This is a genomic window from Massilia agrisoli, assembly GCF_020831365.1.
Lineage (GTDB): Bacteria > Pseudomonadota > Gammaproteobacteria > Burkholderiales > Burkholderiaceae_D > Telluria_A > Telluria_A agrisoli.
The window spans coordinates 103,147-126,450 of the sequence record NZ_JAJHPV010000004.1; the positions used below are offsets into that span (position 1 = coordinate 103,147).

Annotated in this window: 22 protein-coding genes and 1 other RNA gene; 12 read left to right on the forward strand and 11 right to left on the reverse strand. The window is 63.4% G+C overall.

The features are described from left to right. Positions 1 to 6: 6 nt before the first annotated feature. From LMJ30_RS01880 to LMJ30_RS01905, 6 genes are all read right to left on the reverse strand, one after another. On the reverse strand, positions 7 to 411 hold the full coding sequence (locus tag LMJ30_RS01880) for a hypothetical protein (RefSeq protein WP_229430641.1): 405 nt from the start codon (positions 409 to 411) through the stop codon (positions 7 to 9). Positions 412 to 525: 114 nt separating this feature from the next. Continuing rightward, positions 526 to 1,425, reverse strand: coding sequence for an RNA polymerase sigma factor RpoH (gene rpoH, locus LMJ30_RS01885; RefSeq protein ID WP_229430642.1), 900 nt, complete (start codon positions 1,423 to 1,425; stop codon positions 526 to 528). Between the two features lie 457 nt (positions 1,426 to 1,882). Next, positions 1,883 to 2,803 carry a permease-like cell division protein FtsX gene (gene ftsX / locus LMJ30_RS01890; protein ID WP_229430643.1) on the reverse strand — a complete coding sequence of 307 codons (921 nt, stop codon included), beginning with the start codon at positions 2,801 to 2,803 and terminating at the stop codon, positions 1,883 to 1,885. Then, on the reverse strand, positions 2,800 to 3,459 hold the full coding sequence (locus LMJ30_RS01895; protein ID WP_229430644.1) for a cell division ATP-binding protein FtsE: 660 nt from the start codon (positions 3,457 to 3,459) through the stop codon (positions 2,800 to 2,802). Before LMJ30_RS01895 ends, ftsX begins: the two co-directional genes overlap by 4 nt. A gap of 6 nt (positions 3,460 to 3,465) precedes the next feature. Further along, complete coding sequence (gene ftsY, locus LMJ30_RS01900; protein ID WP_229430645.1) at positions 3,466 to 4,614, reverse strand: signal recognition particle-docking protein FtsY; 1,149 nt, start codon at positions 4,612 to 4,614, stop codon at positions 3,466 to 3,468. A gap of 438 nt (positions 4,615 to 5,052) precedes the next feature. Further along, positions 5,053 to 6,000, reverse strand: a complete 948-nt coding sequence (locus tag LMJ30_RS01905; RefSeq protein ID WP_229430646.1) for a MerR family transcriptional regulator — start codon at positions 5,998 to 6,000, stop codon at positions 5,053 to 5,055. Between the two features lie 207 nt (positions 6,001 to 6,207). Between LMJ30_RS01905 and LMJ30_RS01910 the strand changes: the two genes are divergently transcribed. The 9 genes from LMJ30_RS01910 (at position 6,208) to LMJ30_RS01950 (ending at position 13,313) form a co-directional block, all read left to right on the forward strand. Next, positions 6,208 to 7,497, forward strand: a complete 1,290-nt coding sequence (locus tag LMJ30_RS01910) for an NAD(P)/FAD-dependent oxidoreductase (protein WP_229430647.1) — start codon at positions 6,208 to 6,210, stop codon at positions 7,495 to 7,497. After that, a complete protein-coding gene (locus LMJ30_RS01915; protein WP_229430648.1) occupies positions 7,484 to 8,269 on the forward strand; it encodes a DUF1365 domain-containing protein in 786 nt (261 codons plus the stop codon). Before LMJ30_RS01910 ends, LMJ30_RS01915 begins: the two co-directional genes overlap by 14 nt. Continuing rightward, a complete protein-coding gene (locus LMJ30_RS01920) occupies positions 8,266 to 9,501 on the forward strand; it encodes an SAM-dependent methyltransferase (RefSeq protein WP_229430649.1) in 1,236 nt (411 codons plus the stop codon). The genes LMJ30_RS01915 and LMJ30_RS01920 overlap by 4 nt, the downstream gene beginning before the upstream one ends. Next, the gene (locus LMJ30_RS01925; RefSeq protein WP_229430650.1) at positions 9,501 to 10,031 is read left to right on the forward strand and encodes a chalcone isomerase family protein; all 531 of its coding nucleotides are present in this window, start codon (positions 9,501 to 9,503) and stop codon (positions 10,029 to 10,031) included. The genes LMJ30_RS01920 and LMJ30_RS01925 overlap by 1 nt, the downstream gene beginning before the upstream one ends. Then, positions 10,028 to 11,260 (forward strand): MFS transporter, encoded by a 1,233-nt coding sequence (locus tag LMJ30_RS01930; RefSeq protein WP_229430651.1) that lies wholly within the window; start codon positions 10,028 to 10,030, stop codon positions 11,258 to 11,260. Before LMJ30_RS01925 ends, LMJ30_RS01930 begins: the two co-directional genes overlap by 4 nt. A 21-nt stretch (positions 11,261 to 11,281) precedes the next feature. Further along, complete coding sequence (locus LMJ30_RS01935) at positions 11,282 to 11,818, forward strand: DUF3833 domain-containing protein (protein ID WP_229430652.1); 537 nt, start codon at positions 11,282 to 11,284, stop codon at positions 11,816 to 11,818. Continuing rightward, positions 11,815 to 12,582: an SDR family NAD(P)-dependent oxidoreductase gene (locus LMJ30_RS01940; protein ID WP_229430653.1), complete on the forward strand. Its 768-nt coding sequence runs from the start codon at positions 11,815 to 11,817 to the stop codon at positions 12,580 to 12,582. The genes LMJ30_RS01935 and LMJ30_RS01940 overlap by 4 nt, the downstream gene beginning before the upstream one ends. Then, entirely contained in the window at positions 12,579 to 13,013 is a 435-nt protein-coding gene (locus tag LMJ30_RS01945; RefSeq protein ID WP_229430654.1) for a nuclear transport factor 2 family protein, read from the forward strand. Before LMJ30_RS01940 ends, LMJ30_RS01945 begins: the two co-directional genes overlap by 4 nt. 111 nt (positions 13,014 to 13,124) lie before the next feature. Next, entirely contained in the window at positions 13,125 to 13,313 is a 189-nt protein-coding gene (locus LMJ30_RS01950) for a hypothetical protein (RefSeq protein WP_229430655.1), read from the forward strand. 29 nt (positions 13,314 to 13,342) lie between these two features. Here the strand turns inward: LMJ30_RS01950 and LMJ30_RS01955 are convergent, their stop codons facing one another. Then, positions 13,343 to 15,046: a thiamine pyrophosphate-binding protein gene (locus LMJ30_RS01955; RefSeq protein WP_229430656.1), complete on the reverse strand. Its 1,704-nt coding sequence runs from the start codon at positions 15,044 to 15,046 to the stop codon at positions 13,343 to 13,345. A 114-nt stretch (positions 15,047 to 15,160) separates the two neighbouring features. After that, positions 15,161 to 16,732: an AbgT family transporter gene (locus LMJ30_RS01960; RefSeq protein WP_229430657.1), complete on the reverse strand. Its 1,572-nt coding sequence runs from the start codon at positions 16,730 to 16,732 to the stop codon at positions 15,161 to 15,163. Positions 16,733 to 16,858: 126 nt separating this feature from the next. On the opposite strand from LMJ30_RS01960, the gene rnpB reads away from it, so the two are divergent. Both rnpB and glpK read left to right on the forward strand, forming a co-directional pair. Further along, positions 16,859 to 17,210, forward strand: an RNA gene (gene rnpB, locus LMJ30_RS01965) — RNase P RNA component class A. A 52-nt stretch (positions 17,211 to 17,262) separates the two neighbouring features. Then, positions 17,263 to 18,744, forward strand: coding sequence for a glycerol kinase GlpK (glpK, locus tag LMJ30_RS01970; RefSeq protein ID WP_229430658.1), 1,482 nt, complete (start codon positions 17,263 to 17,265; stop codon positions 18,742 to 18,744). Here the strand turns inward: glpK and LMJ30_RS01975 are convergent. The 3 genes from LMJ30_RS01975 to LMJ30_RS01985 form a co-directional block, all read right to left on the reverse strand. Further along, positions 18,741 to 19,250 carry a hypothetical protein gene (locus tag LMJ30_RS01975; protein WP_229430659.1) on the reverse strand — a complete coding sequence of 170 codons (510 nt, stop codon included), beginning with the start codon at positions 19,248 to 19,250 and terminating at the stop codon, positions 18,741 to 18,743. The genes glpK and LMJ30_RS01975 overlap by 4 nt on opposite strands. A gap of 1,095 nt (positions 19,251 to 20,345) precedes the next feature. Beyond that, on the reverse strand, positions 20,346 to 21,290 hold the full coding sequence (locus tag LMJ30_RS01980) for an alpha/beta hydrolase (protein WP_229430660.1): 945 nt from the start codon (positions 21,288 to 21,290) through the stop codon (positions 20,346 to 20,348). 217 nt (positions 21,291 to 21,507) lie between these two features. Next, positions 21,508 to 22,458, reverse strand: a complete 951-nt coding sequence (locus tag LMJ30_RS01985; protein ID WP_229430661.1) for an AAA family ATPase — start codon at positions 22,456 to 22,458, stop codon at positions 21,508 to 21,510. A 416-nt stretch (positions 22,459 to 22,874) separates the two neighbouring features. Between LMJ30_RS01985 and mraZ the strand changes: the two genes are divergently transcribed. Further along, complete coding sequence (gene mraZ, locus LMJ30_RS01990) at positions 22,875 to 23,303, forward strand: division/cell wall cluster transcriptional repressor MraZ (protein ID WP_229430662.1); 429 nt, start codon at positions 22,875 to 22,877, stop codon at positions 23,301 to 23,303. The last annotated feature ends 1 nt before the right edge of the window (position 23,304 follow it).

A 23,304-nucleotide genomic window follows, 5' to 3' on the forward strand; every position in this document is an offset into this window, starting at 1 on the left:
GAGGGTTCAGATGTTGGTGACGCTGACGGTGACCGGATGTGGCGGTGGCGCCTGGTTGGACATGCGCACCGGCGGCGGCTCGGTTGTCGCCAGCACGATGCGCACGCCCTTGAGCAGCTTCGACTCGAAGGCGGGCTGGTCGATGTCGAGCTTGAACGGCTCGGATGCGGTTTTGCCGACCAGCGTGAAGTGGTAGATGATGATGCCGGCCCAGACGCAGCGCGCGTCTTGCGGGCAGCGGCTGTCGTCGGCGCGTTCGTAGCGCAGGCTGATGGTTTCGCCGAGGGCGAGCGTCTGCTGCGGCTGGAGGGTCAGCGTGGCGTCGTTCACGGGAGCCTCGCGGATGGTGGCGCATGCCGCGAGAAAGCATGCTGCTGCGAGAGTCAGATAGCGGGCGCGGTACACGTTCATGGCGTTATCCCATCGGTAGATGCGATGAGTGTATCAAACTTGCCATCGGCGGGACGCGCGCCCCAATGCAAGAAGGCGCCCGCAGGCGCCTTCGTTCGGTCAGTCCGTACCGGCTTAAACGAAAGCCGCCAGCGAACCTTTCATTTTCTTCAGTGCCGCCGCCTCGATCTGGCGGATGCGCTCGGCGGACACGCCGAACTCTTCAGCCAGGGTGTGCAGCGTGGCGCCCGAACCATCGTCGTTGGCCAACCAGCGCGCTTCGATAATGCGGCGCGAACGCGGGTCCAGCTTCGACAGCGCGGACTCCAGTCCTTCCGACTGCAGGCGCGTGACCTGTTCGGCTTCGAGCACCTTGGTAGGCTCCGACAGGTCGGACGACAGGTAGGCGATCGGCGAGAACTTGTCGTCTTCGTCGTCGGTCGGCGATTCGAGCGCGATGTCGCGGCCCGACAGGCGCGTTTCCATTTCGATGACTTCTTCGCGCTTGACGTCGAGCAGCTTGGCCAGCGCATCGATCTGGGTCGGCGACATGGCGTCCAGGCCCTGCTTGTTGCTGCGCAGGTTGAAGAACAGCTTGCGCTGTGCCTTGGTCGTCGCGACCTTCACCAGGCGCCAGTTCTTCAGGATGTACTCATGCATTTCGGCCTTGATCCAGTGCATGGCATAGGACACCAGGCGAACGCCCTGGTTAGGGTCGAAACGCTTGACCGCCTTCATCAGTCCGATATTGCCTTCCTGGATCAGGTCGGCGTGCGGCAGGCCGTAGCCCAGGTAGCCGCGCGCGATCGAGACCACCAGGCGCAGGTGCGACAGCACCAGTTCCTGCGCGGCGCCGAGGTCGTTGTTGTCGCGCAGGCGTTTAGCCAGCGACTGTTCTTCCTCGTGCGTCAGCATCGGCAGGCGGTTGACCGCCGAAATGTAGGCATCGATATTGCCAAGATTGCCAGTAAACCCGAGTCCGAGAGCACGACTTCCAGTCGGAACCAGTGCGGATTGTGCGGACGTCATAGTCATCTATTTCCTCGTATGTGAGCAGTGCTGCATCGTCAATTTGCCATGGCAGCTTAGCCCATGGAGCGGCTGTTACGGTTATTTACCAGACGCGAGCGGCAGTTTTTTCGATAGCTCCGCTTTGCGTTGGTCATATATTAGCACTCTCCAGCGGAGAGTGCCAATCGCACCCAGATTTGCTTTTCAACACTGATTTTTGCTTGCCGCTTGGAAACAATTTCACCAGGTTTCACTCTATGGCGAGTCCGGTTGTGCCGGCTTGATTTGAGTCAAAGGCGATGCAGAGGAATCATGCACCAAGGGCCTTAGGATGGCCTTAAGACACCTTAAGACAGCCGCACGATCGACGAGTTCATTCTAACTTCAGGGGGAGGGAGTTTCTGTACGATGACTCACGTACGCGCTTGAAGCGTGACCTTGCTGCTACCCCGGCGCGGCGGCCGGGATAGCAAACCTGCCCTTAAGCCAGCCGCGCCAGGTGGCGGCGGATCGACAGCATGGCGCCGACCAGGCCGAGTGCGGCGCTGATGGCCAGCAGGCCGAGGCTTTCCAAAGGACCGAGCGGCATCAGCTGGAACTCGGACGCATACAGTCGTGCAAACTCGGCAACCGCGCTGTTGAGCGGCTGCAGCGACAAGGCGACCGCCCCAAGCGCCACCACGCCAGCCGCAAGGCCGAGCAGCATGCCGGTGTAATAGAAGGGGCGGTGGATGAAGTTGTCGGTCGCGCCAAGCAGCTTGGCCATCGTGATCTCTTCACGCTGGGTCAGCACCTGCAGGCGGATGGTGTTGAACACCACCGCGATGACGACCATGCCGAGGGTGGCCGCCAGCAGCAGCAGCACCAGCCGCAGCACGTTAAGCAGCGCGGCCAGGCGCTTGACCCAGGCCGAATCCACATGCACCGACTCGACATTCGGCAGTACGCGCAGCTTGTCGGCCAGGGCGTCGATGCTGGCGGCGTCCTGCGCGCTTTCGTAGCCGTCGAGCTTGAGGACATAACTGTCGGGCAGCGGATTTTCGCCGAGCGTGTCGAGCACCTCGGCGGTCGCACTCTTGGCCTTGAGCTTTTCCAGCGCTTCTTCGCGCGGCACGAAGGTGATGACGGCGCGCTGGACGCCGACGCTCTTTTGCAGCGCCGGGGCAAGGGCGCGCGCCTGCTCGCGGGTCGCACCGGGCGACACGAACAGGCTCAGTTCAGGTTCGACCGCGAGCTGCTGCGACAGCGGCCTGACGTTATCGAGCAATGTCAGCCCCGCAAACGGCAGCGCCAGCGCGATGGCGACGACGATCACATTAAAGAAAAAGCTGCCCGGCGCGCGGCGGATGGTGGCAAACGCGCCATCGAGGGCGAAGCGGTGTTGGCGGATCCAGCTCTTCATGCCGCACCCCCAACCAGCTGGCCGTGTTCGATGTGGATCACGCGCTTTGCGCTGTCGAGCACCTGCTCGTCGTGGGTCGAGATCAGGCAGGTGACGCCGACCGCGTTAAACGCGCGCAGCGCGTCGAGCACCTTGTCGGCGCTGGCACGGTCCAGGTTGGCCGTCGGTTCGTCGGCCAGGATGATCTGCGGGCGGTTGACGATCGCGCGGGCGATCGCCACGCGCTGCTGCTCGCCGCCGGACAGTTCGAGCGGCATGGCGGGCGCGCGGTCCAGCATGCCGACTTTTTCAAGCGCGGCGCGGGCGCGCTGCTCGGCCTCGCGGCGCGGCGCGCCGGTTACCAAGAGCGGCAGCATGGTGTTGGCCAGTACGCTGCGGTCGGTCAGCAGGCGCTGGTCTTGCAGCACCAGGCCCAGTTTGCGGCGCAGGAAAGGCACCCCGGCGTGACCGAGCTTGCCGATGTCCTGGCCGTTGACCAGCACCCGTCCGGCGGTCGGGCGCTCGATCGCGGCGATCATCTTGAACAACGTGGATTTGCCCGCGCCGGACGGGCCGGCCAGGTAGGCCAGCTCGCCCTTGGCGATGTTGAACGATACGTCGCGCAGGGCGACAGCATCGGCGGAGTACTGCTTTGACACCGATTGAAATTCGATCATGAGGCCTTATCCGAGCAGCGCTTCGACAAATTCGTCAGCCTTGAATGGCTGCAGGTCTTCGATCTTCTCGCCCACGCCGATGAAATACACCGGCACCGGACGGGTGCGCGCAATGGCAGCCAGCACACCGCCTTTCGCGGTGCCGTCCAGCTTTGTGATGACGAGGCCAGTCAGGGTCAGCGCGTCGTCGAAAGCCTTGACCTGCGCCAGCGCGTTCTGTCCCGTGTTGCCGTCAATGACCAGCAGCGTCTCGTGCGGGGCGCCGTCCATGCCCTTGCCGATCACGCGCTTGATCTTGCGAAGTTCTTCCATCAGGTGCAGCTGCGTCGGCAGGCGTCCGGCCGTATCGACCATCACCACGTCCATGCGCCGCGCCTTACCCGACTGCACCGCGTCGAACGCGACGGCGGCCGGGTCGCCCGACTCCTGCGAGATCACGGTGACGTTGTTGCGCTGTCCCCAGACCATCAGCTGTTCGCGGGCGGCGGCGCGGAAGGTGTCGCCCGCGGCCAGCAGCACGGACTGTTTATAGGTCTGCATGTGCTTGGCCAGCTTGCCGATGGTGGTCGTCTTGCCGGCCCCGTTGACGCCCGCGATCATCATCACGAGCGGTTCGTAGCGGCCCAGTTCAAGCGGCTTCTCGAGCGGGCGCAGCATGTCGGTCATCAGCACCTTGAGCGCGGCCTTGACGGCGGCCGCGTCGAGCAGCTTGTCTTCCTTGACTTTCTTGCGCAGGCCGTCGAGCAGGTACTGGGTGGCGTCCATGCCGGCGTCGGACATCAGCAGCGCCGCTTCCAGTTCTTCGTACAGGTCTTCGTCGATGCGCGCGCCGACGAACAGCAGGCTCAGGTTGTTGGACGTCTTGGACAGGCCAGCCTTAAGGCGGTCCATCCATGACTTCTTGCGGTCCGCTTCGCTGCCGAGGCGTTCTGCGGTTTCGGGGATCAGTTCTGCGGCTTCGGCCACCGGCGCCGGGGCAGGGGCAGGGGCAGGGGCAGGGGCAGGCGCCGGCACAGGCACAGGCACAGGCACAGGCACAGGCACAGGCACAGGCACAGGCACAGGCACAGGCACAGGCACAGGCGTTGGCGCGGGCGGCGGCTGGATGACCGGCGGCGCGGTGAATGTCGAGGTGGTTCCGTAGCGCCGCGCCATGCCCGAAGGGGCTGGCGCCGGGGAGGTGGCCGGGGCCGGGGCTGCCTGGACCGGAGCTGGCGCCGCCGGAGGGACGGCAGGGGCTGGTGTTGGCGCTGGTGCAAAGGCTGCAGGCTGGACAGGCGCAGCTTGTACAGGCGCAGGCTGGACAGGAGCAGGCGCAGGAGCAGGCGCAGGAGCAGGCGCAGGAGCAGGAGCAGGTACGCGGGCGGCGGGTTCTACATGAACAGGTGCAACCGGCGCGGGAGCGGGCGGAGCAGGCGGCGGCGCGACCGGCTCAGGCGGATGGCTCTCTTCCGTGCGGAGAATTTTTTTGAAGAAACTAAACATGGGTCTGTATCGGCGGGCGCTGCATGCACATTCCCCTGAAAGCGGGGAACGATGAATTGGATCGCGCGTATTTTACCAGAGCAGGGCCCGTGTTTCTTGTCATCCTGTCTAATTGACAAGTGCGGCGCGGCTGCTGCGCCAGCGTTGGACTGCCCCGGCGATGCCTTCGAGGTCGAGTACGCATTCTGGCCCGAGCTGGCGCATCAGTTGCGCGGCGCAGGCCCCGCCCACCCAGACGTCGGCGGCGCCGTCGAGGCGCTCGCGCAGCTGCGAAATATTGTCCATTGCGGCGCGGCAGGAGACGCCCGCCGAGAACGACAGCGCCACGATGTCGGCGCGATGCGCCTTGGTCGCGGTGACGATATCGGACAGCGGCGTCTGGACACCCAATGAAATGCAGGAGGCGCCTTCCAGCGCAAACAGCGCTTCGGCCATCAGCAGGCCAAGTCCATGCCGTTCGATCGGAACGGTCGTCAAGAGGATGCGCGGGGCGGCCTGCTCGCGGTCGGTCTGCTGGCTGGCGGTGAAGATGGCGGCCCGCATCACGCTTTGCAGCGTCTCGGCATACAGGTGTTCTTCAAAAATGGCCAGCCGTCCGGCGGCCCAGGCGTCGCCCACCAGCGTGGTCAGGGGAGCCACCAGGTCGGTGACGAAGTTGCGCAGGCCGAGGCGCAGCTGCGCCTGCATCATCGCCTGGCGCAGTTCATGGACGCGGTGGGCGGTGATCAGCGCCATGCATTCGGCCAGCATCGGGTCGTCGGCATCCGGCGGCGGCAGCGCGGACTTGCGCGCCGCCAACTGGGCCAGCTCATTCAGTTCCTCACCCGGCAAGTGGACGATTTTCCCCGGGCGGTAGCCGTTGTCGATCAACCGCTTAATTAATTGCAACCGACTGCGTTGCTCCGACGTATATATCCGTTCACCGTTGGCATCCCGGCCCGGCTTGGGGAAGTCGTAGCGCCTTTCCCAGACGCGCAAGGTTTCCTTGGCGATTCCGGTCTCCCGTTCTACCTCGCTGATGTTGGTCATGCGGTCGTCGTTGCTTGTTGTGCTCATGGGAAACCCTGTAATGGAGCCGGTATGTATAGGACAGTTTTTTCATTGTAAGCGGATTTATGGTGGTTTTGCCACGAGATTCAAAAGAAAAGAAGAATTGTTGTATGATTTGAATAGGACAAATCAATTGACAAACGCAAGGAAGTTGTTGAATATCCGTCTCATGAGCGTTTTGTCATGGACAAAAATTAACCTGCAAGGAAGCACATGAAAATCGCAGTTATCGGCGCCGGCGTCTCCGGCCTGTCAAGCGCCTACCGCCTGGTCCAGGCCGGCGCCGACGTCACCCTGTTCGAAGCGGGCAGCTACTTTGGCGGGCACAGCAACACAGTCGATGTCGAGGTCGACGGCTTCCGCTTCGGCGTCGATACCGGCTTCCTGGTGTTTAACCAGCGCACCTACCCGAAGCTGATTGCCCTGTTTGAAGAACTTGGGGTGGACAGCGTCGGCAGCGACATGTCGTTTTCCGTCAAGTTACCCTTGCCAGGCCGCATGCTTGAGTGGGCGGGCAGCAATCTCGACACCGTGTTCACCCAACGCCGCAACCTGTTCAATCGACGTTTCTTGCGCATGCTGCGCGACATCGTGCGCTTTAACAAGGAAGCAACCAGCCTGGCCACCGGCAACGGGCCGATGCCGCCGGAGTCGCTCGGGCAGTTCCTGTCCGGGCGCCGCTACAGCGACGAATTCCGCAACTGGTACCTGCTGCCGATGGCGGCCTGCATCTGGTCCTGTCCCGCCGGTCAGATGCTGGCCTTCCCGGCCGCCACCTTCATCCGCTTCTGCCACAACCACGGGCTGCTGCAGGTGAGCGACCGCCCGCAGTGGCGCACCGTGCGCGGAGGATCGCGCAACTACGTCGACAAGCTGCTGGCCGCCATCCCGACCCGCCGCCTCGTCATGCCGGTACGCTCGGTCACGCGCGCGCCAAGCGGCGGTGCGCGCTCGGTACGTGTCGAGACGGCCGCCGGAGCGGAGCAGTTCGACCAGGTGGTGCTGGCCTGCCACAGCGACCAGGCGCTGGCGCTGCTGGGCGACGCCCGCGCCGACGAACAGGCCGTGCTCGGCGCCATTGCCTACCAGCCCAACCGCGCGGTGCTGCACACCGACGCCAGCTGCCTGCCAGCCAGCACCCGCGCATGGTCGGCCTGGAACTACCAGAGCACGGCATCTGCCACCCCCCAGGTCTGCGTGCACTACCTGATCAACAAGCTGCAGCCGCTGCCTTGCCGCACGCCGGTGATTGTCTCGCTCAATCCCATCGACGAACCCGACCCGCGCCTGGTACTGGGCGAGTTCGACTACGCGCATCCCGTGTTCGACGCCGCCGCCATCGCCGCGCAAAGCCGGCTGCCTGCGCTGCAGGGTGTCCAGAACACCTGGTTCGCCGGCGCCTGGACCGGCTACGGCTTCCATGAAGACGGGCTGGCGTCCGGGCTGTCGGTGGCAGCCGCGCTGTCGGCGCGCCTCGCAGGGCAGGGCGATGCAGTCGCCTGACGCAACATCGCCGCAGCTGTGCTTCGGCCAGGTCCGGCACCGCCGCTTGCGGCCGCGCGAGAATGCGTTCGCCTACGGCAGCTACTACCTGCGCCTGCCGCTGCGCGCGATGGGCAGCCGCGGCTTCGGCTGCAGGCTGGCGTCGCGCAACCGCTTCAACCTGCTGTCGTTTGTCGACGCCGACCATGGCGACGGCAAGCGCCCCCTGGTGGAATGGATCGACGCGCTGCTAGCCGCCGAGGGCGTGCACGACGCCGACGGCGAGATCTGGCTGCAGGCGATGCCGCGCGTGCTCGGGTATGCCTTCAATCCCGTCTCGTTCTGGTTCTGCCACCGCGCCGACGGCGCCCTGCGCGCCGTGCTGTGCGACGTGCGCAATACCTTCGGCGAACGCCATTTCTACCTGCTCGACACTGGCGCCGCCATCGCCAATGGCAGCGAGCTGAGGGCCCGCAAGGTGTTCCACGTATCGCCGTTCTGCCGTGTCGAAGGCGGCTACCGCTTCCGCTTCATGCGTGCGCGGCGCGGCCAGTCCGAGCACACCCTGGCCTGCATCGATTACGACGATGCCGACGGCCTGCTGCTGCAAACCAGCCTGTCCGGGTTGGCGGTGCGCCTGTCCGACGCCGGCGCGGCGCGCGCGTTCTTCGCTTTTCCCCTGATGACCTTTGGCGTCGTCGCGCGCATCCACCTGCAGGCCCTGCGCCTGTGGCTGCGCCGCGTGCCGTTTTATTCCAAACCCGCTCCACCTGAACAGAAGGTAAGCCGATGAGTTCCGATCTGATGCCGTCCGCAGCCGCGGTCCCCCTGCCAGCGCGTGCGCGCAAGCAGTCCATTCCATCTTCTGGCCGCGTGGCCCTGCGCCTGCTAAGCAAAATCCAGCACGGCACGCTGCACCTGCGCACGCCGGCTGGCGAGCACCTTGTGTTTGGCGCGGGCGGCGTGCCGGTCACGCTCGAACTGCACAACTGGAAGGTATTCGCGGCGGCCCTGCGCTCCGGTGATATTGGCTTTGCCGAGTCGTACATCGCGGGCGACTGGCACACCAGCAGCCTGCCTGGCCTGCTCGAACTGCTGGCGAACAACCGGGCCCAGGTCGAGTCGGCGCTGTACGGCAGCTGGTGGGGAAGGCTGGCCTACCGCGTGCGCCACCTGCTTAACCGGAACAGCCGCGCAGGCAGCCGCAAGAACATCCACGCCCACTACGACATCGGCAACGACTTCTACAAGCTGTGGCTCGATCCGTCGATGACCTACTCGAGCGCGCGCTTCACCGCGGCCAGCGGCGCCGACCTGGCGCTCGCCCAGGCCGAAAAGTACCGCGCCGTGCTTGGCCAGCTGCGCCTGCGGCCCGGCCAGCGGGTGCTGGAAATCGGCTGCGGCTGGGGCGGATTCGCCGAGGCCGCCGCGCGCGAAGCGGGCGCCCATGTCACCGGGCTGACCCTGTCGGAGCAGCAGCTCGCCTACGCCACCCAACGGCTGCAAGGCGCCGGCCTGGCGCACCTGGCCGACCTGCAGCTGTGCGACTACCGCGACAGCGACGGCCAGTACGACGCCATCGCCTCGATCGAGATGTTCGAAGCGGTGGGCGAGGCCTACTGGCCGAGCTACTTCGAGTGCATCAAGCGCAACCTCAAGCCAGGCGGGCGCGCGTGCGTGCAGACCATCGTCATCGCCGACGAGCTGTTTGACCGCTACCGCAAGGGGACCGACTTCATCCAGCAGTACGTGTTCCCCGGCGGGATGCTGCCGTCGCCGCAGGTGTTTACCCGCATGGCGGAGGACAGCGGCCTTGTCGTCACGCGCCAATTCGCATTCGGCATCGACTACGCCGATACCCTCGCGGCCTGGCGCACCGCCTTCCACGCCAGGCTTGACGCGGTGCGCGACCAGGGTTTCGACGAGCGCTTCATCCGCACTTGGGACTTCTACCTGGCCTACTGCGAGGCCGCGTTCAGGGCGGGCAATACCAATGTCGTGCACTTCACGTTGGAGAAGCCCTGATGGCGCGCCGCCTGCTGCTCGCACTGTTGGCGGGCTTGCTCGCCGGCGGCGCCGCCCTTGCGGCCATGCCGCAGGTCGCGCCTGACCTGCCAGGCGCGCGGATGGCGGGACAGGGTACCTTCACCTGGTTCGGCATGAAGATCTACGATGCCAGCTTGTGGGTCGGGGAAGCCGGTTATGCGCCAGGTGCGCCGTTTGCGCTTGAACTGCATTACGCGCGCGCCCTGAGCGGCGCGCGGATCGCCGAAGCCAGCGCCGACCAGATGGAAAAAACCGGCGGCGGCACCGCAGCCCAGCGCGCGCTGTGGCTGGAGCAAATGCGCGCCGTTTTCCCGGACGTGAAGGAAGGCAGCAGGATCACCGGGGTGTTCCTGCCCGGCGGCGCGGTGCGCTTCCACCTTGGCGCTTCCGTGCTCGGCACCATCGCTGAGCCGGGGTTTGCGCAGGCCTTTGCCGGCATCTGGCTCGGCCCCCGCACCACCGCGCCGCGCCTGCGCGAAGCGCTTTTGCGGGAAGCGGCGCGGCGATGACACACCTGGCCATGCCCCAGCTGGTGTCCTACGGCCTGCTCGGCCTGCCGCTGGCGATGGTCGCGCTGCCCATCTACGTTTATCTTCCGAAGTTTTACGCCGAACATTCAGGCTTGTCGCTGACACTGATCGGCGCCGCGCTGCTGGCCGCGCGCGTCGGGGCAGCCTTCCTCGACCCGCTGCTTGGTTGGTGGATCGAGCGCGGGCGCGGCGGCTTTGCGCGCTACGTCGCTGGCGGATCGCCGGTGCTGCTGGCCGGATTCGTGGCGCTGTTCCATCCTCCCGTGCTGGAAGGCGCGGCAGCGCTGGCATGGTTCCTCGGTACGCTGATGCTGGCCTATCTGGGCTTCGGGCTGGTGACCATCGCCCACCAGAGCTGGGGCGCGGCGCTGACCCAGGCCCCGAGCGAACGCGCGCGCGTGACCGGGGTGCGCGAAGCGTTCGCGCTGGCGGGCGTGGTGCTGGCAGCGGCGGTTACCAGCGCCGCCGGATATGTGGCCCTGTCGGTGTCGTTCGCGCTGGCGCTGGGAGGCGCGGCGCTGCTGCTGTTGGCAAGGGCGCCGCGTCCCGCGATGGCGCCCGCTGCCAGCGCCACGGGCTTGCAGGGAATGGCCGCGCCGTTCGCCAACCGGCGCTTTCGTGCGCTGTTTGCCGTCCTGCTCGTCAACGGGGTGGCATCGGCGATCCCCGCCACCCTGTTCCTGTTTTTCGCCTCCGACCGGCTGCGCCTGGCGCCGATGGCGGGCTTGTTCCTGAGCCTTTACTTCGTCGCCGCGGCGTGCTCGGTCGCGCCGTGGGTGGCTGCCGCGCGCCGGGTAGGGGAAGCGCGCGCATGGGCTGGCGGCATGCTGGTCTCGGCGCTGGTGTTCATATGGGCGTTCGGGCTGGGCGAGGGCGATGCGCTCGCCTTTGGCGCGATCTGCCTGCTGTCTGGCTTTGCGCTGGGCGCCGACCTGGCGCTGCCGCCCGCGCTGCTGGCCGGCGTGATCGCCAGCGAAGGCGACGCAGGCCAGCGCGAAGCAGCCTATTTCGGCATCTGGAACTGGGGCGTTCAAATCACATTGGCACTGGCGGCGGGCATCTCGCTGCCCTTGCTCGACTGGCTGGGCTATGTACCCGGCGGCACCGCTGGCACCGGCGCGCTCGCTGGCGCCTACGCGCTTCTTCCATGCGTCCTGAAACTGCTGGCCGCCGCAATGCTGTGGCGCGCCCCTTTACGCGATTGCTGAACAACCAAAAAGGAAACCGCTATGAGAATCTCAACTGTATTGATCGCGGCCGCTGCGGCCGTCACACTCACTGCCTGTACCGCGCCCAAGCCTTCGCAGTACGCCAGCGAAAAGCCGGTGTTGGATGTGCAGTCCTACTTCAACGGCACGCTCGACGCGCACGGCATGTTCCAGGACCGCTTCGGCAAGGTGGTCAAGCGCTTCGTGGTCGTGATGCGCTGCAGCTGGAACGGCGATGTGGGCACCCTGGATGAAGACTTCGTCTACTCCGACGGCACGCGCCAGAAGCGCGTGTGGACCTTGCAAAAAACGGGGCCCGCGACCTTTACCGCAACCGCGCCCGACGTCGTCGGCACCGCCGAAGGCATCGTCTCGGGTAACTCGCTGCGCTGGCGCTACGTGCTGTCGCTGCCGGTTGGCGAACGGGTCATCGACGTCAACATGGACGACTGGATGTTCCTGATCGACGACAAGGTCATGCTCAACCGGACGGCGATGAGCAAGCTCGGTGTCGACCTGGGCAACGTCACGTTATCGTTCACCAAGCGGTCGCCGTGAACCCGCGCATCGAACACTGGCAGGGCAAGCGGGTCTGGGTGATCGGGGCGTCGACCGGCATCGGCCAAGCCACTGCGGACCTGCTGCATGCGCTGGGCGCCACGGTAGCCCTGTCGGCGCGCAGCGGCGGCAAGCTGCAGGCTGCCGCCGCCGACATGATGCGTGCGATCGCCGCGCCGCTGGACGTCACCGACCATGAGAGCGTGATGGCCGCCAGCGAGCGGATCGTCAGGGAGTGGGGCGGCATCGACCTGGTGCTGCTGGTCGCCGGCGGCTACAACGAGATGCGCGCCGATGCCTTTGACCTCGACGCGGCCAATGCGCTGGTGGACCTCAACCTGCGCGGCGCGTTCAACTGCATCGACGTGGTGCTGCCGCAGCTGCTGCGGCAAGGGTACGGCGGCATCGGGATCGTCGCCTCGGTGGCCGGTTACGGCGGGCTGCCGAAGGCGCTGGTGTACGGACTGACCAAAGCGGCGCTGATCAACCTTTCGGAGTCGCTCTACCTCGACCTGCGCCCGCGCGGCATCGCCGTGTACCAGATCAATCCGGGCTTCGTCGACACGCCGCTCACGGCAAATAACGATTTCCCGATGCCCGCGCTGATGACGCCCGCCGACGCGGCGCTGGCGCTGGTCGACGGCCTGGAAAAGGGAGAGTTCCACATCCACTTTCCGCGGCGGTTCACCAATTCGCTGCGCCTGGCGCGCTTGCTGCCATACCGCCTGTACTTCTGGCTGGTCCACAAGGTGACGGGACTATGAGCCGCTCGCCCGAACTCGAACGGCTGGTGCGGTTTTACGAAACCATCGAACCCGCGACCCTCGAGGCGCGGCTGGCCGCCGTGTATGCGCCCGATGCGCATTTCAAGGACCCGTTCAATGAGGTGCAGGGGCATGCGGCCATCGGGCGCATTTTCTCCCACATGTTTCACCAGGTTAATGACCCACGTTTTGTGGTTGTCACCGGAATCCAACAGGGCAAGGATGCCTTCGTCACCTGGGAGTTTCGCTTCCGCATGAAGCGCTACAACCCGGAATTGCAGTGCATCCGCGGCGCCAGCCATCTTGTTTTCGACGACGCCGGCGCCGTGAAAGTGCACCGTGACTACTGGGACGCGGCCGAAGAGCTGTACGAAAAGATACCTTTACTGGGCGCTTTCATGAAAATGCTAAAACGCTCTGCCGCACGATAGAAAAATATTAGGGCCACTGCTGTGACAGTTTGCCTTCGATCCGCTAAGATTCTGGTCAGGGATGTCCTTTAATAACAATCACTTAGCATACGGCAACAGCCTGGAGAGACTGTGAAAGAAAACGATCATTTGCAAGCGCAACTTGCACTTCAAAAAGTGCAATCGTTCGGCGCCGTGGCTGCCAGGTATATCGTTTGCGGCCTGTTCATCGCCCTGATCGCACTGCTGGCAACGTCCGGCGAACTGGTCAGCGCATTCGACGCGCCAATTCCAATGCCGGCGGAACTCGGGCTTAAATAAGCCTGTTCCGCCAGCTTTCCAAAACGTCCTTATGTCGCCGCTTTCGAGGCCTGCGCGGTCTGGCGGATGGTCTCGAGCGTTGCATTCGGCGTGATCAGGTTGCCGTCGTAGCGTAACTCGATCAGCGCAGGCAGCTGGGTCGCACGCGTGTGTTCCAGTGCGCGCGCCAGTGCCGGGCCGAAGGCTTCCGTCGTGTCGACCTGCTCGCCGTGGGCGCCGTAGGCGCGCGCCAGCGCCGCGAAATCCGGGTTGTGCAGCTCGGTGCCTGACACGCGGCCCGGATAGTCGCGCTCCTGGTGCATGCGGATCGTGCCGAACATCCCGTTGTTAAACACGATGATCACCACACCCGCCTTGTACTGCACTGCGGTCGCCAGTTCCTGCCCGTTCATCATGAATTCGCCATCGCCAGCGAAGGTGACCACGGTGCGTTCCGGGTTGACGATCTTGGCGGCGACGCCGGACGGCACGCCGTAGCCCATGGCGCCGTTGGTCGGCGCCAGCTGGGTGCGCATGCCGCCGTAGCGGTAGAAGCGGTGCGCCCACGACGCGTAGTTGCCGGCGCCGTTGGTGATGAACGTGTCATGCGGGACCGCCTTCATCAGGTCCTGCACCACCTGCCACAGGTCGAGCGGCGCCTTGCCGTCCTTGAAGACCGGCGGCTGCTCCTGGTATGCGGCCAGTTCTGCCTTTGCCTCCGCCACGCTGGCGCTCCACGCGCTCGAATCGACCGGCGCCATCGCGGCCAGCATCGCGCAGGCCTGCGGCGCGCCGCTGTTGATCATCAGGTCGGCCTGGAATACGCTGCCCAGCTCCTCGGCGTCGCAATGGAAGTGCACCAGCTTTTGCTGCGGCACCGGTGACGACAGCAGTGTGTAGCCGCCGGTCGTCATCTCGCCAAGGCGCGGGCCGATGGCGATGACCAGGTCGGCGTTTTTGACGCGGGCGGCCAGTTTTGGATTGATGCCGATGCCGACGTCGCCGATGTAGTTAGGGTGCGCGTTGTCGAGCAGGTCCTGGAAGCGGAAGGTGCAGCCCACCGGCAGCGCGTTCGCTTCGGCGAAGCTGCGCAGGTCGGCGCAGGCCTGGGCGTTCCAGGTGCCGCCGCCAAGCAGCACCACCGGGCGCTTCGCTTCAGCCAGCATGCCGCGCAAGGTGTCGATTTGCGCTGCGGAAGGCGAGGCCTGCACCGGCTGGTAGCGGCGGGTATCGGCCACGGTGGCGGTCTCGATCAGCATGTCTTCGGGCAGGGCCAGCACCACCGGACCCGGGCGGCCGCTGGTGGCCACCTGGAAGGCGCGCGCGATGTATTCAGGGATGCGGTCGGCGCGGTCGATCTGGGTGACCCATTTGGCCATCTGGCCGTACATGCGGCGGTAGTCGATTTCCTGGAACGCCTCGCGGTCCATGAAATCACCGCCGACCTGGCCGATGAACAGGATCATCGGGGTCGAGTCCTGGTAGGCGGTGTGCACGCCGATCGACGCATTGGTGGCGCCAGGCCCGCGGGTGACGAAACAGATGCCGGGCTGGCCGGTCATCTTCCCGTAGGCCTCGGCCATGAACGCGGCGCCGCCTTCCTGGCGGTTGATGATGAAGCGGATGCTTGAATCATGCAGTGCGTCGAGCACGTCGAGATAGCTCTCGCCGGGCACGCCGAAGGCGGTGTCCACGCCATGGATCTTGAGCGCGTCGACCAGGATCTGGCCGCCGGTACGGGAAGGATGCGTCATGTGTCATGCCTCTTAGTTTAGGTATGCCTCATTCTATGCGAGCCGCTGGCGGCCGGGCTTTTGAAATAACGACACCAAATTTAAGAATCAGCCGCCATGACGCATCCTTTATCCTCAGCCCGCCGCTGGATAGGTATAGGTTGAGCCGATACCCAGTGGGATATCGAACGCCCAGAATCCGAGCAGGAAGGAAGTCCACAGCACCAGCATGGCGATTGAATACGGCAGCATCAGCGCGATCAGGGTGCCGATGCCGGTCGATTTCACGTATTTGCGGCAGAACACGACGATCAGCGGGAAGTAGGGCAACAGCGGGGTAATGATATTGGTCGACGAGTCGCCCACCCGGTAAGCCGCCTGGGTCAGGTCGGGCGAGACGCCAAGCTCCATCAGCATCGGCACCATGACCGCCCCGATCAGGGCCCATTTGGCCGAGGCCGAGCCGACCAGCAGGTTTACTGAGCTCGTCAGCAGCACGATGCCGACCAGTGTGAACCCCATCGGGAAGGACATCTCCTTGAGCCATATCGCGCCTTTGATCGCCATCAGCGCGCCGAGGTTCGACTGGCCAAACGCATAGATGAACTGCGCGCAGAAGAACGCCATCACAATGTAGTACCCCATCCCGCTCATCGCCTGGCTCATGCCCTTGACGATGTCGCGATGGTTGCTCACGGTGCCGGCCACATAGCCATAGACGACGCCAGGGATCAGGAAGAAGATGAAGATGATCGCGACGATGGACTGCATCAGCGGCGCGGACGAATGCGTCAGCTGGCCGTTGGTTGGGGAGCGCCATGCCGAGGTTTCAGGCAGGACCGACAACACCAGCAGGGCCAGGCTGGCAAGCATTGCGACAGTGGCCCAGCGCAGGCCTTTGCGCTCGCTGGCCTGCAAGGCGTCCATCTTCGGCAGGTCGGCAGGGTCGCCATCGACCGCGGTGGCTTTCAGGCGCGGCTCGATGAACTTGTCGGTCAGGACCCATCCGATGAGGACGACCAGGAAGGTGGAGGCGGTCGTGAAGAAGAAGTTATTGAGGGGATTGATGACGATGTTGGCGGCAGCCGGATCGGATGACAGGCGGGCAGCGACCTGGGTCAGGCCTGCCAGCAGCGGATCGAGGCTGGACGGCACGAAGAAGGTAGCCGAAAAGCCGCCCGACACGCCTGCGAAAGCGGCGGCGATGCCAGCCAGCGGATGACGCCCCGCCGCGTAGAAAATTACCGCGCCCAGCGGGATGACCAGCACGTAGCCGGCGTCGACCGCGACATGGCTCAGTACGCCAACGGCGACCAGTACCGGGGTCAGCAGGAATTTGGGCGTGACCGCCAGGATCGAGCGCAAACCGGCATTGATGAAGCCCGTGTATTCGGCCACGCCCAGGCCGAGCATGGCCACCAGCACCACGCCCAAGGGCGGGAAGGTGACGAATGTATTGACGAGTTTGGCGATAAAATCGGTCAGCGCAACGGGCGCCAGAAGGTTTTTGATTTCAATGGCCTGGCCCGACCGCGGGTCGATTTCGTTGAAGCTAACGCCAGACAAGGCCCAGGATACAAGCCAGACAACGGCCATCAACATGGCGAACAGGACGGCGGGGTCCGGCAGCTTGTTTCCAACCACTTCAATGGCATTGAGCGCGCGCGCCAGCCAGCCGGCCTTTGCTGCCGTAGCGTGTACAGACATGTTTATTCCCTTCTGGGGGCAAAATTGATAATGAATTTAATGGATGAGTGTGGCAGAAAAAGTTGGCGCCGGGAAGCCCGGCCAGCGCGCAAGGGCCCCGCCTGCACCTGTTACAATACGCCCCGTGAAGCAGGCCAAGGCAGCCGCTGGCTGGCGTGTAATGCGTCGGCGGGAGGAAGGTCCGGACTCCACAGAGCAGGGTGACGGTTAACGGCCGTCCGCTGAAAGCTTCCCGCGCAAGCGGGGGTATAAGGCGAGGAATAGGGCCACAGAGACGAGCGTATTAAGTTACGGTGAAACGCGGTAACCTCCACCTGGAGCAATTCCAAATAGGCACGCGTTGATGTTGCTCGCGGAGCGTGCGGGTAGGAAGCTTGAGCGCCGGAGTAATTCGGCGCCTAGAGGAATGGCTGTCATAGCGAACGTTCGCAAGGGCGTTCGCCGTATACAGAATCCGGCCTATCGGCCTGCTTTACACTTATATTCCGGCCCCGGCACACCCGCGGGCCACGCGCCGGGGGACCTGATCGATGACTCAATACATCCTCGCCCTCGACCAGGGCACCACCAGTTCCCGCGCCATCCTGTTCGACCGCGAAGGCCGCATCCGCGGCGCCGCGCAGCAGGAATACCCCCAGCATTTTCCCCAGCCCGGATGGGTCGAACACGACCCGCGCGATATCTGGAACAGCCAGTTGAAAGTGGCGCGCGAGGTGCTGCGCGCCAGTCATGTCACGCATGCGCAGGTTGCCGCAATCGGCATCGCCAACCAGCGCGAGACCACCGTGGTCTGGGACCGCGCGACGGGCGAGCCGGTGGCCAACGCCATCGTGTGGCAGGACCGGCGCACGGCGGGCGAATGCGACCGCCTGCGCGCCGAAGGGCTGGCCGAACGCATCAGCCAGCGCACCGGGCTTGAACTTGACGCCTATTTCTCGGCCAGCAAACTGGCGTGGCTGCTGGAGCACGTGCCGGGAGTCCGCGCGCGCGCCGGGCGTGGCCAGCTGGCGTTCGGCACCGTCGATAGCTGGCTGGTATTCAAACTATGCGGGCGCCATGTCACGGATGTGAGCAACGCGTCGCGCACGATGCTGTTTAATATCCACGAGATGCGGTGGGACCATGAACTGCTGGACCTGTTCGGCATTCCCGATTCGATGCTGCCTGAAGTCGTCGAAAGCGCGGGCGAGATCGGGGCTGCGTCGAGCGAGTGGTTTGGCGGCCCGGTTCCGATAGCGGGTATCGCGGGCGACCAGCAGGCCGCCATCTTCGGACAGGCATGCCATCGTCCAGGGATGGTCAAGAACACCTACGGCACCGGGTGCTTCATGCTGATGCACGCGGGGCGGCGCCCGGCGGTGTCGCACAACCGGTTGCTGTCGACGGTGGGCTGGAGCGTCGGCGGGACAACGGACTACCTGATCGAAGGCAGCGTGTTCATGGGAGGCGCGACGGTGCAGTGGCTGCGCGACGGGCTGGGCATCATTCGCGAGTCGCACGAAGTAGAGGCGCTGGCGTCAAGCGTGCCTGATAACGGCGGCGTATTCATGGTGCCTGCGTTTGCCGGTCTTGGCGCGCCCCACTGGGACCCGTACGCGCGCGGCACGCTGGTCGGCATGACGCGCGGGACCAACAAGGGCCACATCGCGCGCGCGGCAGTGGAGGCGATTGCGTACCAGAGCGCGGAGCTGCTGGCGGCGATGTGCAAGGATGCGTCGGTGCCTGTGGCCGAAGTGCGGGCCGACGGTGGGGCTGCGCGCAATGACTTGCTGATGCAGTTCCAGGCCGATTTGCTGGGCGTTCCGGTGGTCAGGCCGAAGGTGACCGAGACCACTGCGCTGGGCGCTGCGTACCTGGCCGGGCTGGCGGTGGGGTTCTGGGAGTCGCAGGAGGAGATTGCGGCGCAGTGGCAGGCCGAGCGCAGGTTCGAGCCGTCGATCGGCGACGATGAGCGGCGCGGGTTGATGGGGCGATGGGATGAGGCGGTGGGAAGGTCCAAGGGGTGGGCTTAGTTGAGTCGGCGGCCAGTGCCGGTGCGCGCGAGGACCCCGTGCAGCTCTACTAGTTGGCCATCGTCCTTCGCCGAAGTTGGAATGCCCCCGATACTGCGCAGGCGTTTTGGATCGATAAAAATCCTTCCATCCTTTTCTATCACGGGCGACCAGGACACTATGCCAGCTTCTTCGCTCACCAGGATCGGCTTTTCGGTTACCGGAAAACTTGGACCGTATTCGCCGATGCCCGACTTGAAATGCCGCGCCCCGGCGCCCGCCTCACCACGATAGATATGGTCGACCTTGACTTCCATTGTCTGGCAACCGCCCTGGTTCGATACGCAAACGGTTTGTGTACCGTCGGGGCGAACATTCGCTTTGGCAGGGCAGGGCGGCGGGCAATTCTCGGTTCCTGATGGTTGCAGAATGACCCGCTGGACGCGGCCAATCAGCAGTACATCTTGGGCGGAGACCATGGAGCATGCGCCGAACAGGGCAGTGGCGATGAGCTTGAACTTGGCCATTCTTCTCTTCGAATAACCTGGCAATCAGTTGCTTCATCTTACCTGCCATCACCGCAGAAAAATCCGCAAATTATTTCACTTGCCGAGATGCGGGTGGATTGCGAAAACTCGGACATTCGCTTCGCGAATGGTAGTACATCTAAATCGAGATCACCCGCTGACGAACGAACGAATCGTCTGAGGCATTAAATGTCGATTCCTGGGCGACTGCTGGCGGTTGCCAAAGGACCGGAATCAACCCACAGCGGACGTCCGCAGACTTGCTCAGGATCCAACAATGCTGGCCTGTCCCCTAGTGCGCCGCAAGCCGACCCAGAACAACCCGCCCAGCACGAAGCACAGAATCGATGTCATTACCTCGAATAGGCTTACCTGTGCTGGGGCTGTTGGAACGACCGCGAGAATGACTGGCAAGGCCGCTGCTCGAAGCATGAAAACCGCCGATGTGGCGTAGAGCAAAGGCCGGGATAAGGGTAAGGATCGAATGTTACCTGCTGTAGATAACGCAGCAAACCCAACGAGGAAGAGAAGCATCGCAATACTGGAGATTACTACTGGAGCAACCCAGGTCCCCTGCATTGCTGACTCAACAATGTTTGGAGGCGCTCCCAATGCCGCTATCAAGCCTGGACCTGAGAAAACTGCTCCCACATGAAGAACGGCAGCCCCTAATATTACGACGCCACCCAGTTGTAGTGGCCAACGTCCATTTCGCTTTTGCATTGCTCTGATCGCTTTCAAATATTGTGAACTTGCTTTAGAACCCTCTTTGAGGAGCGAGATTGTGTGTCGAGACGTTGACTGCACGGTAGACCTGTACCTCGACTCAATTGATGAGACATTCGCAGGCGCGAGTTCTTGCTGCATTTTTTCGACAATAACGCCTCGGCAAGCGGATCCTCGAAGCAATGCGATGAATTGCAGAAATAGCGGGCTGAAATGTACTTTTTCCCTCAACGCCATCAGCGCTTGCAGTTGCAGCTATGTCCGCGTTTGGCCGATTGCAGACGTGTTCTAGCGACCGCCTTTGGGCCGGGTTCCCGTCACACGGAGCATGACCGCTGTCGATCAGACGCACATCCCGTCCATGCACAGTCAAGGACCTCGCTTGGCGAGCAGAAAGAGCAGCGGAATCTCCAGGCGTTCAGACCAGGCCCTCTCGCTGTGATCGGTGCCGGGGAAAACCCGGTGCATGTAATTGGCGTCCGTGTAGCCACGTTCACGGATGACTTCAGCGCCGAAATCGAAGCTGGGACCGTACATCGCATCCAGGGTCTCGGTGCCGCGGTCCAGATAGAGGCGGCGTCCGGCCGGATCCGGCAGATGCTCGCTCAGGTAGGCGAAGGTGGCCATGGGGATGGCGGCATTCCGTTCGAACTTGCCGATCCAGTGAACGGACAGCCCGGCTGCACCGCCAAACACGCGCGGGTATTCGCTCATGGCATAGACCGAAAGAACGGCGCCCCGGCTCGAACCCATGACGAATGTCGACTCGCGCCCTCGCCGGGTCGCATAACGGCTGTCGATCACCGGCTTGAGTTCGTCGACGAGAAAGCGCAGATAGTTGTCCGATTGCGCCTTTCGTTCCATGTAGGTGTCGAGCATGAATCTGCGTTGCTTAGGAGCCAGGCGCTCCAGTACTTTTTTTGGAAAGTATTCCGAGGCGCGGAATTTGTCCCGATTCCAGATGGCGACGACGATCGTTGGGGCAATCTGCCCATTGCGCATCAATCTGTCGAGCGTTATATCGACGTGCCAGGCCTGTTTGTTCCAGGTCGTGGTTGGGTCGAACAACATTTGGCCATCATGCATGTAGAGCACCTGAAACCGCTCGCCTCGACGGACGCGCTCCACGTAGTCGGTCGGCAGCCACACGTCCACCGGTCGATTTTCAATATGGCGCGAGGGAAGTTCGATGCGCTCCAGGCTCCCGGTCGACGGCTTGGGCTGCCGGTCCTGCGCCCGCGCTGACGATAGCGTCAAGGCGGCGGACATGCACATCAATATGGCGAAGAAGCGAACAGGGTGGAAGGAGGGCATGAATGCTTTGAGGAATGAACAACGAAAAGCATTGTAACTTGGACCGCTCCTGGCCCGAACCCGTCCGTTGGATCAGCATAACAGGTGAGGCAATGCAAAGTCGTAGAGTGTATGTCGGCCGGTCCCATTGGCGCAGCCCAAAGCTGCCCTCTCAAAGTACTAATCGAAACCGCCGACTGGCGATTGCGATTTCGCGTGGGGGACTTCGAGCGAATAATCAAAACCCGATCCGCGATTTCGCCGGCGTCGTCTTCAAACGAATATCCTGGCCGCTCACCTCATCGCGCCCATCCGCCGCCGCGTATCCCAGCCCATCTAATAAAGTCTTGCGCATGTCCCTCGGCGACACCCCGGCCAGCTTGTCGAGCACTGCGGACGACAGCTCCGGCGCAAACTTCACCAGCTTCAGCTCGGCCACCAGCCCCGCATAAATCCGCTGCGCGATCCCGGCGGCCTGCTCCGGCGTTGGCGCCGGCACGTCGTACACGGCCATCCGGTTGAGCAGCGGCGCTGGTATTCCATCGGTGCTGTTCGCGGTCAGCACCCAAAAAATCTGGCTCGCATCGATTTCCACATCGATGAACTCGTCGCGGAACGCGCGCGAGGTCTCCGGCTCCAATAACTGGTACAGTGCCGCCAGCGGATCGGACTGGGTCGAGCCGCTTGCTTTTTCCACCTCATCGAGCACCACTACCGGGTTGGCATATTGACCACGGACCAAACGCTCGGCCACCTTGCCGCACTTGGCGCCTTTCCAGCTGGCCGAACTGCCTGTAATAACAAAGCCGGCCGACAAGGCGTTCATGCTGATCAGTTCACACTCGGTTGCCATCGCCCTGGCCAGCCGCTTGGCAAAGTGGGTTTTTCCCACCCCGGGGTCGCCCAGCAGCAGGATCGGCATCACATTGATTCCGCCGTCGCCTGCATTGGCCAGCGCCACGTAGCGGCGCAGGTCAGCCACCACTTCGTCGAAGTTGGGGCATTCGTCCATCAGGGGAGCGAGCGCGTCGGTGGAGGAGGGCGTGGTGACAAAGCGCTCGGCGCCGTTGTCGAGCATGCGTTCGTAGAACGCTTCGAGCTCCGGCGAGCGGCCCTTGCTGCGGTCGAGGGCGCCTTGCACTTCACTCAGGTCGTACACGGCGCGGGTACGGGCTAGGGTGATGTTCATGACATTCTCCTGACGCTTGGTTTGCCTTGCACCTGCGCCTTTATCCTAACTCTACTACTTGGTTTCTGCAATTTCACTTGTAACCAAAGTTGTTGCTAAAAAGTAAGCTGGTATTGATTTTGTTTTAGCTCAATCAGGCGGAAATCGCCACCGTACAGATGAAGTAGCACATTCAATGTCTTTTCTAAGTGCCTGTTTTATGACACATTTTCTCGCGATGCCGCTTCAACGAAGTGCGCTAAGTCATTGACTTCATTAGAAAAATTCCGATTTTCGATACGGAAACCGCTTGACCCACTTCAATGCTTACTCTAAAGTGGGCAACAGTGTGAAAAAGTGTAGTTTTGTGGGAGACAAAGAAGCTTCCCGAACTAAAACAGCAGTTACATAAAATCAATCCAGAACCAGGCTAAAACGTGTTTCAAGGTGCGTCCGCAATCAACCTCGATGCGAAAGGCAGGATGTCAATTCCGGCCAAGCATCGTGACGCACTCGCGGTTCAGTGCGAAGGACGGCTCACGCTTACCAAGCACCCGCACGGCTGCCTGCTGTTCTTCCCGCGCCCGGTCTGGGAATCGCATCGCGACCAGATCGCCGCCTGGCCCATGTCCGCGCGCGCGTGGCAGCGGATTTTCCTTGGTAATGCCTGCGATGTCGAGATGGATTCGGCAGGCCGCATCCTGATTTCGCCGGAACTGCGCCAGGCCGTCGGCTTGACGCGCGACGTGATGCTGCTCGGCATGGGCACCCATTTCGAGATCTGGGACGCCGCCAAGCTGGCCGAAAGCGAGCAGGAAGCTGTTGCCGGCGGCATGCCCGACGTCCTTTCCAATTTCTCCTTCTAAA

What these genes read in the sequence shown, in the direction of transcription:
- LMJ30_RS01880 (WP_229430641.1), bottom strand. Translation starts at nt 411, where the DNA reads ATGAACGTGTACCGCGCCCGCTATCTGACTCTCGCAGCAGCATGCTTT.
- rpoH (WP_229430642.1), bottom strand. Translation starts at nt 1,425, where the DNA reads ATGACTATGACGTCCGCACAATCCGCACTGGTTCCGACTGGAAGTCGT.
- ftsX (WP_229430643.1), bottom strand. Translation starts at nt 2,803, where the DNA reads ATGAAGAGCTGGATCCGCCAACACCGCTTCGCCCTCGATGGCGCGTTT.
- LMJ30_RS01895 (WP_229430644.1), bottom strand. Translation starts at nt 3,459, where the DNA reads ATGATCGAATTTCAATCGGTGTCAAAGCAGTACTCCGCCGATGCTGTC.
- ftsY (WP_229430645.1), bottom strand. Translation starts at nt 4,614, where the DNA reads ATGGCGCGGCGCTACGGAACCACCTCGACATTCACCGCGCCGCCGGTC.
- LMJ30_RS01905 (WP_229430646.1), bottom strand. Translation starts at nt 6,000, where the DNA reads ATGAGCACAACAAGCAACGACGACCGCATGACCAACATCAGCGAGGTA.
- LMJ30_RS01910 (WP_229430647.1), top strand. Translation starts at nt 6,208, where the DNA reads ATGAAAATCGCAGTTATCGGCGCCGGCGTCTCCGGCCTGTCAAGCGCC.
- LMJ30_RS01915 (WP_229430648.1), top strand. Translation starts at nt 7,484, where the DNA reads ATGCAGTCGCCTGACGCAACATCGCCGCAGCTGTGCTTCGGCCAGGTC.
- LMJ30_RS01920 (WP_229430649.1), top strand. Translation starts at nt 8,266, where the DNA reads ATGAGTTCCGATCTGATGCCGTCCGCAGCCGCGGTCCCCCTGCCAGCG.
- LMJ30_RS01925 (WP_229430650.1), top strand. Translation starts at nt 9,501, where the DNA reads ATGGCGCGCCGCCTGCTGCTCGCACTGTTGGCGGGCTTGCTCGCCGGC.
- LMJ30_RS01930 (WP_229430651.1), top strand. Translation starts at nt 10,028, where the DNA reads ATGACACACCTGGCCATGCCCCAGCTGGTGTCCTACGGCCTGCTCGGC.
- LMJ30_RS01935 (WP_229430652.1), top strand. Translation starts at nt 11,282, where the DNA reads ATGAGAATCTCAACTGTATTGATCGCGGCCGCTGCGGCCGTCACACTC.
- LMJ30_RS01945 (WP_229430654.1), top strand. Translation starts at nt 12,579, where the DNA reads ATGAGCCGCTCGCCCGAACTCGAACGGCTGGTGCGGTTTTACGAAACC.
- LMJ30_RS01955 (WP_229430656.1), bottom strand. Translation starts at nt 15,046, where the DNA reads ATGACGCATCCTTCCCGTACCGGCGGCCAGATCCTGGTCGACGCGCTC.
- LMJ30_RS01960 (WP_229430657.1), bottom strand. Translation starts at nt 16,732, where the DNA reads ATGTCTGTACACGCTACGGCAGCAAAGGCCGGCTGGCTGGCGCGCGCG.
- glpK (WP_229430658.1), top strand. Translation starts at nt 17,263, where the DNA reads ATGACTCAATACATCCTCGCCCTCGACCAGGGCACCACCAGTTCCCGC.
- LMJ30_RS01975 (WP_229430659.1), bottom strand. Translation starts at nt 19,250, where the DNA reads ATGGCCAAGTTCAAGCTCATCGCCACTGCCCTGTTCGGCGCATGCTCC.
- LMJ30_RS01980 (WP_229430660.1), bottom strand. Translation starts at nt 21,290, where the DNA reads ATGCCCTCCTTCCACCCTGTTCGCTTCTTCGCCATATTGATGTGCATG.
- LMJ30_RS01985 (WP_229430661.1), bottom strand. Translation starts at nt 22,458, where the DNA reads ATGAACATCACCCTAGCCCGTACCCGCGCCGTGTACGACCTGAGTGAA.